The following is a 5,840-nucleotide window of genomic DNA, read 5'->3' as shown; positions in this document are numbered from 1 at the left end:
CGTCGCGTCGCGCGACCGCGCTGGCCATGGGCGCCGACGTGGTCGTCGACCCGGCCGAGGTCTCGCCGTACGAGGCGTGGCGCAACGCGGCTGGTGGCCGGGCGAGTTGTGTCGTGTTCGAGTGCGTCGGCGTCCCGGGCGTTCTCGACTCGATCATCAAGGGGTGTGAGCGCGGGACCCGGATCTTCTCCGTCGGCGGTCCGCCGGAGGGCGACCATCTGCACACCCTGACCGCGAAGCGGAAGGGGCTCAACATCCAGTTCGGGGGCGGTCCGTCGATGGACCACTGGGACGAGGCGTTCCGGGCCGTCTGCTCCGGCGGCCTCGACGTCGGGCCGATGCTCGGCCACACCGTCGGGCTCGACGGGGTGCCGGCCGCGCTCGACGCCGCACGGGACGCCAACGGGCCGGCCCGCATCATCGTCGTACCAGGGAGTTGAACTCACTCATGAGCGAGAGCGACGAGCTTGCCCAACTACGCGCCACCGTCGAGTCGTTGGCAGCGAAAGTGCGCGCCTTGGAGGACCAGGTCGAGATCACTCAACTCGTCGCCCAGTACGGGCCGGCGGTCGACAGCGGTTCGGGCGAGGCCGCCGCGGCGCTCTGGACCGAGGACGGCGTCTTCGACGCGATCCCCCATCTGCGGATGGAGGGCCGGGACGGCATCGTCGGCATGGTGCACGGCCCGGGCCACCAGAGCGTGATCCACAACGGCTGCGGCCATGTGCTGACCGCGCCGCACGTCGTCGTGGACGGCGACCGCGCGACCGGCCGGAGCCATGCGCTGCATCTGCGGTGGGACGCCGACGCGGGCCGGTTCTGGGTGTTCCAGGTCTCCGCCAACACCTGGCGCTGGGTGCGCACTTCGGAGGGGTGGCGGATCGCCGAGCGGGTCAATGCCAACCTCGACGGCAGCGACGGGCCCCGCGCGATGTTGGCGCCAACTGCCAACTCCGAGCCCTTGGAGCAGAGTTGAGGATCGGGTTCATCGGGTGGGGCCGGATGGGGCGGCCGATCGTCGAGCGGCTGACGGCCGCCGGGCATGACGTCACGGTCCTTGTACGCCGCCCGGAGGCCCGTGCGGCTGCCCACGCGAGCGGGCTCGCGCCGGCAGAAGCGGTCAGGGCGACGGTCCGCGACGCCGACGCGGTGTTCGTCGCCGTGCTGAAGGACGAGCAGGTACGAGCGGTCTGCCTCGGCGCGGACGGCGCCCTCTCGGCCATGCAGCCGGGAGCGACGCTCGTCCAGCACACCACCTCCGGTCCCGCCACCGCCCAGCTGCTCGCCGAGGCCGGCGCGGAGCGCGGTGTCGGGGTCCTGGACGCCGCGCTCTCGGGCGGCCCGCACGACATCGCCGCGGGCCGTCTCACCCTGTGGGTCGGCGGGGACGAGGCTCAACTGGACGAGGTGCGCCCGCTGTTGGAGACGTACGCCTCGCCGGTCATGTTCGTGGGACCGGTCGGCAACGGTCAGCGGGTCAAGCTCGTCAACAACGCCCTGTTCGTGGCCCAGGTCGGGCTCGCGGTCGACGCGGTGCGGGTGGCGGGCTCGCTGGGTATCGACGAGAAGGCGATTCTCGCGGCCCTGCAGCACGGCAGCGGTGCCAGTCGCGCGCTCGGTGTCGTCGCCCGCGGGGGCTCGGTCGACTCGGTCGCGGAGCGGCTGGCCGACCTGATGAGCAAGGACGTCCGCGTGGTGCGCGAGGTGGCGCGAAGCGCCGGTGCCGACCTCGGGATCATCGGGACGGTGCTGTCGTCGGACGCGGTCGAGAAGAAGGTTCTCCGATCGTCCTAGCTGAACTTATAGAGGAGTACGAAGTGACTGAATCCCTCACCACCAAGTACGGGCCGTGGGGTGTCGTCGCCGGAGGGTCGGACGGGGTGGGTGCGGCGTTCGCCCACCGGATGGCCGCCCAGGGGATGAACGTCGTGCTGGTGGCCCGGCGGCTGCCCGTGCTGGAGGAGTCCGCCGACGAGATCCGGGCCCGGTACGGCGTCGAGGTCCGCACCGTCGCGCTCGACCTCAGCTCCCCCACTGCCCTCTCGGAGTTGGAGCGGGCGACCGCCGGTCTGGAAGTCGGTCTGTTCGTTTACAACGCGGGCGGCGACGATCGCAGCGTCCCGTTCCTCGACAAGGACCTCGACGTCCACCTGGGGCTGGTGCGGCGCAACTGCACGGCCGTACTCGAAGCGGCGTACCGTTTCGGCGCCCCGATGGTGGCGCGCAAGCGGGGGGCGGTGGTCCTCGTGACCTCGGGCGCGGCCTGGGCAGGCGGTGCCACGCTCGCCGCCTACGGTGCCTCGAAGGCGTTCGACCTGATCCTCGCGGAAAGCCTGTGGGCGGAGTGGCAGGGCAGCGGGGTGGACGTCCTGGGGCTGGTGCTCGGCAGGACCGACACCCCGTCCCTGCGCCGGACCGAGGGTGTCCAAGGAGGCTCCTACGGCGGCGACTTGGCCGACCCGGACGACGTGGCAGCCGAGGCGCTCGCCCATCTCTCCGACGGGCCGACCTGGATCTGCGGCAGCCCCACCCCGACCGGCGGTTCACCGTTCGGCGCGCTGAGCCGCCGCGACGCGGTCCTCGCGATGAGCCGGGGCGCGACCGCGCACCGCGAGTGACAGGGCACGCGATCCCGGTCTACTGCTCCTTGAGGTGTTCCTTCATCGCGTCGAGCTTCGTGAGAATGGGGTATCCGGTGACGCTCAGCGCGTTCCCGTGCCCCGTCTCGTGGATGTCGAACACGGACTGGATGGCCGCGTAGAAGCCCTGGACGTCGAGGCTCTGGTTGACGGCACGCTTGGCCTGGCGGAGCCCGAAGGACGGCATACGGGCGATCTGCTGGGCCAACTCCAGGGCCTCGGTGCCCAGTTGGCCGAGGGGGACGACCTTGTTCACCATGCCGACCTTCTCCGCCTCCTCCGCGGTGACGGCCCGGCCGGTGAAGAGGATCTCCTTCGCCTTGCGCGGGCCCAACTCCCAGGTGTGGCCGTGGTATTCGACTCCCCCGATGCCCATGTGCACGACGGGGTCGGAGAATTCGGCGTTCTCGGCGGCCACGATCAGGTCGCAGGGCCAGCACAGCATCAGTCCGCCGGCGATGCACTTGCCCTGCACGGCGGCGATCGTCGGCTTGGGCACGTTGCGCCAGCGCAGCGTGTACTCCAGGTACCGGCGGGTCTCGGCACTGTAGATCCACTCCAGGGTGATCTCCTTCGGCGCCGGCCAGCGGTCCTTCAGGTCGTGTCCCGCCGAGAAGTGCTTGCCGTTGGCCTTCAGGAGAATGACCTTCACGTCCTCGTCGGCCGCGGCCCGGCTCCAGGCCGCGTCGAGGGCGTCGAGAAGCACGCTGTTCTGCGCGTTGGCGACCTCGGGCCGGTTGAGGGTGATGATCCCCACCCGGCCGTCGACCTCGTACAGGATCTCGTCCATGCGTTTCGTCCTCTGTCGGCTCTGGGATGTCGGCTCTCTGGGCTGACGGCTCTATCGGGGCAGGCCGAGGATGCGCTCGGCGATGATGTTCCGCTGGATCTCGGAGGTGCCGCCGGCGATGGTCCCGCCGAAGCTGCGCGCGTACCGCTCGAACCAACTGGCGTTGAACGTCTCCAGGTTCATATGGGTGTACGGCCCCGTCTGCACCGGATGCAGCAGCGACTCGGTCCCGTGCTGTTCGAGGGCGTGCAGTTCGGCGTTCTGCGCGGCCTCGGAGCCGAGCAGTTTGAGGACCGAGATCTCCACCGGGTTGCGGTCGGGTCCGAGCAGCCGGTAGCCGAGCAACCGCAGTGCCTGGACGTCCATTTGGAGGGTGGCGTACCACTCCTCGTCGCAGGCCGCGTCCTGGATGAGGGCGTCCATCCGCTCGGCGTAGTGCACCCACAGGAGGGTCCGTTCGTGCCCGAGCGAGCCGTTGGCCACGCGCCAGCCCTCGTTGAGGGGGCCGACGAGGTTCTCCTCGGGGACGCGGACGTCGGTGAAGAACACCTCGTTGAAGTCGAGGTCGTCGGGCGCGGCGATCGATCCGAAGGGCCGCCGGACCAGGCCCTCGGAGTCTGTGGGGACGAGCAGGACACTGATCCCCTTGTGCTTGGGGGCGTCGGGGTCGGTGCGGACGAAGGTGAGCAGGACGTCGGCGTCGTGCGCGCCCGAGGTCCACACCTTCTGCCCGTTGACGACGAAGTGGTCGCCGTCGAGGGTCGCGCGGGTGCGCAGCCCGGCCAGGTCCGACCCGGCTCCGGGCTCGCTCATGCCGAGCGACGCGGTGATCTCGGCCCGTAGCAGCGGTATGGCCCAGTCGCGTTTCTGTTCCTCGGTGCCGAAGGTGAGCAGGGAGGCCGCGATGATGTTGAGACCCTGCGGGTTGAAGCTGTGGTAGATCCGGCGCCGGGACAACTCCTCCAGGTGGGCGACGACTTGGGGCAGCGTGGCGTTGCGCCCGCCGTACTCCGGCGGCTGGGCGGGCAGCAGCCAGCCCTCGTCGAAGAGTGTGCGCTGCCAGCGCCGGGCCCAATCCGGTATGTCCGCGCTGGACTTGGACCGGACTGTGGCCTCTTCGGGGGTGGGCAGGTGGGTGTCGAGGAAGGCGCTGAAATCGGCGCGGAACTTCTCGACCTCGGGGTCGGGAGCCAGTCTCATACCAGCAGCGCCTTCCTGTGCTCGGACGCCGTGCCGAGGAGCAGGTCCCCGGCCTTGGCCCGCTTGAGATGGATCTGCAGTTCGTTCTCCCACGTGTAGCCCATGGCCCCGAAGAGCTGGAACCCGTTGCGGAAACACACCCGTTGACAGTCTCCGGCGGCGGCCTTGGCCATCGCGGCGGCCCGGCCGCGGCGCGGATCGTCCTCGGCGATGGTCAGCGCGGAGAAGTAGGCGAGCACCTTGGCGCGTTCGATGGCGACGTACATGTCGGCGGCCTTGTGCTTGACGGCCTGGAACGAGCCGATGGGCACGCCGAATTGGTGTCGTTCCTTCACATGGGCGACGACCAGGTCGAGGATGCGCCGGCAACTGCCGACGGTGCTGACCGCCAGGCCCATCAGGGCCAGGTCCGGTACACCGGCGACGAGGTCCGGCACGTCCACCCGGGCGACGTGCAGGGTCGGGTCGAACACGGACAACCGCTCGGCCGCCAACTCCTTTCCGTCCCGTACGACCACGCCCTCGGAGGTGAGAAGGGCGATCTCGTCGGCGCGGTCGGCGTCGAGGACGAACCGGCCCTCTCCGTCGAAGACACCGGTGCCCGAGCCGCGCGGCAGCCGTCCGGCCAGCGGCGCGAACCAGGTTGCCGTGGCGAGGAAGGGCGTCGGGTCGGCGGCGTACCCCAACTCCTCCAGGACGATGGCCAGTTCCACCGGAGGAGCCTCCAGCCACCCCAACTCCAGGTACGTCTGCCAGAGTTGGTCCTCGGGCAGCGATCGTGACCTGGTGACCGTTTCGCGGACCACTCGCTGGAGCAGCCGCTGCTCGTCGTCGAACTCAAACTCCATGCGCGACCTCCAGAAGGACCTTGCCGATGGCGCGGCGCCCCAGGCCGAGGGCCGCGGCGACTTCGGCGAGCGGATACACGGCGTGGACGCGGGGCCGGATCTTCCCGGCGGCGAACAGTCCGTGGAGTTCGGTGCGGGCGGCGACCAGGTCGTCCCGCTGATGCCGTGCCCAGCCGCCGAGGTCGAAGCCGTGGACGCTGACACCCTTGAGCATCGGAAGGTTGAGCGGGATACGCGGGATCTCCCCGCTCGCGAACCCCACGCTCACGAACCGCCCGCCCCAGCGCATGGCCCGCAACGCCTCCTCCGCGTACGGCCCGCCGACCGGGTCGATCACGACATCGGCGCCGCCCGCGTCCCGCA

General features: G+C 70.2%; 8 protein-coding genes. 4 read left to right on the top strand and 4 right to left on the bottom strand.

Going from position 1 to position 5,840, the window contains the following annotated elements:
• From R6V09_RS43995 to R6V09_RS43980, 4 genes are all read left to right on the top strand, one after another.
• The coding region (locus R6V09_RS43995; RefSeq protein ID WP_317887097.1) for a zinc-binding dehydrogenase at window positions 1–440 on the top strand (440 nt) is incomplete at its 5' end.
• 8 nt (window positions 441–448) lie between these two features.
• Window positions 449–976 (top strand): nuclear transport factor 2 family protein, encoded by a 528-nt coding sequence (locus R6V09_RS43990; RefSeq protein ID WP_317887096.1) that lies wholly within the window; start codon window positions 449–451, stop codon window positions 974–976.
• A complete protein-coding gene (locus R6V09_RS43985; protein ID WP_317887095.1) occupies window positions 973–1,794 on the top strand; it encodes an NAD(P)-dependent oxidoreductase in 822 nt (273 codons plus the stop codon). Before R6V09_RS43990 ends, R6V09_RS43985 begins: the two co-directional genes overlap by 4 nt.
• A gap of 23 nt (window positions 1,795–1,817) precedes the next feature.
• Complete coding sequence (locus R6V09_RS43980) at window positions 1,818–2,618, top strand: SDR family NAD(P)-dependent oxidoreductase (protein ID WP_317887094.1); 801 nt, start codon at window positions 1,818–1,820, stop codon at window positions 2,616–2,618.
• A 19-nt stretch (window positions 2,619–2,637) separates the two neighbouring features.
• On the opposite strand, the gene R6V09_RS43975 is transcribed toward R6V09_RS43980, so the two are convergent.
• From R6V09_RS43975 to R6V09_RS43960, 4 genes are all read right to left on the bottom strand, one after another.
• Window positions 2,638–3,429, bottom strand: a complete 792-nt coding sequence (locus tag R6V09_RS43975; RefSeq protein WP_317887093.1) for an enoyl-CoA hydratase — start codon at window positions 3,427–3,429, stop codon at window positions 2,638–2,640.
• Between the two features lie 51 nt (window positions 3,430–3,480).
• Window positions 3,481–4,629: an acyl-CoA dehydrogenase family protein gene (locus tag R6V09_RS43970; protein WP_317887092.1), complete on the bottom strand. Its 1,149-nt coding sequence runs from the start codon at window positions 4,627–4,629 to the stop codon at window positions 3,481–3,483.
• On the bottom strand, window positions 4,626–5,477 hold the full coding sequence (locus tag R6V09_RS43965; RefSeq protein WP_317887091.1) for an acyl-CoA dehydrogenase: 852 nt from the start codon (window positions 5,475–5,477) through the stop codon (window positions 4,626–4,628). Before R6V09_RS43965 ends, R6V09_RS43970 begins: the two co-directional genes overlap by 4 nt.
• The coding region (locus R6V09_RS43960; protein WP_317887090.1) for a zinc-binding dehydrogenase at window positions 5,467–5,840 on the bottom strand (374 nt) is incomplete at its 5' end. The genes R6V09_RS43960 and R6V09_RS43965, both read right to left, overlap by 11 nt.

This window comes from Streptomyces sp. W16 (genome assembly GCF_033194735.1).
In the GTDB taxonomy this organism is placed as follows: domain Bacteria; phylum Actinomycetota; class Actinomycetes; order Streptomycetales; family Streptomycetaceae; genus Streptomyces.
Note: the sequence above shows the minus strand (reverse complement) of the source record. Positions and strands in the feature narration are given on the sequence as shown.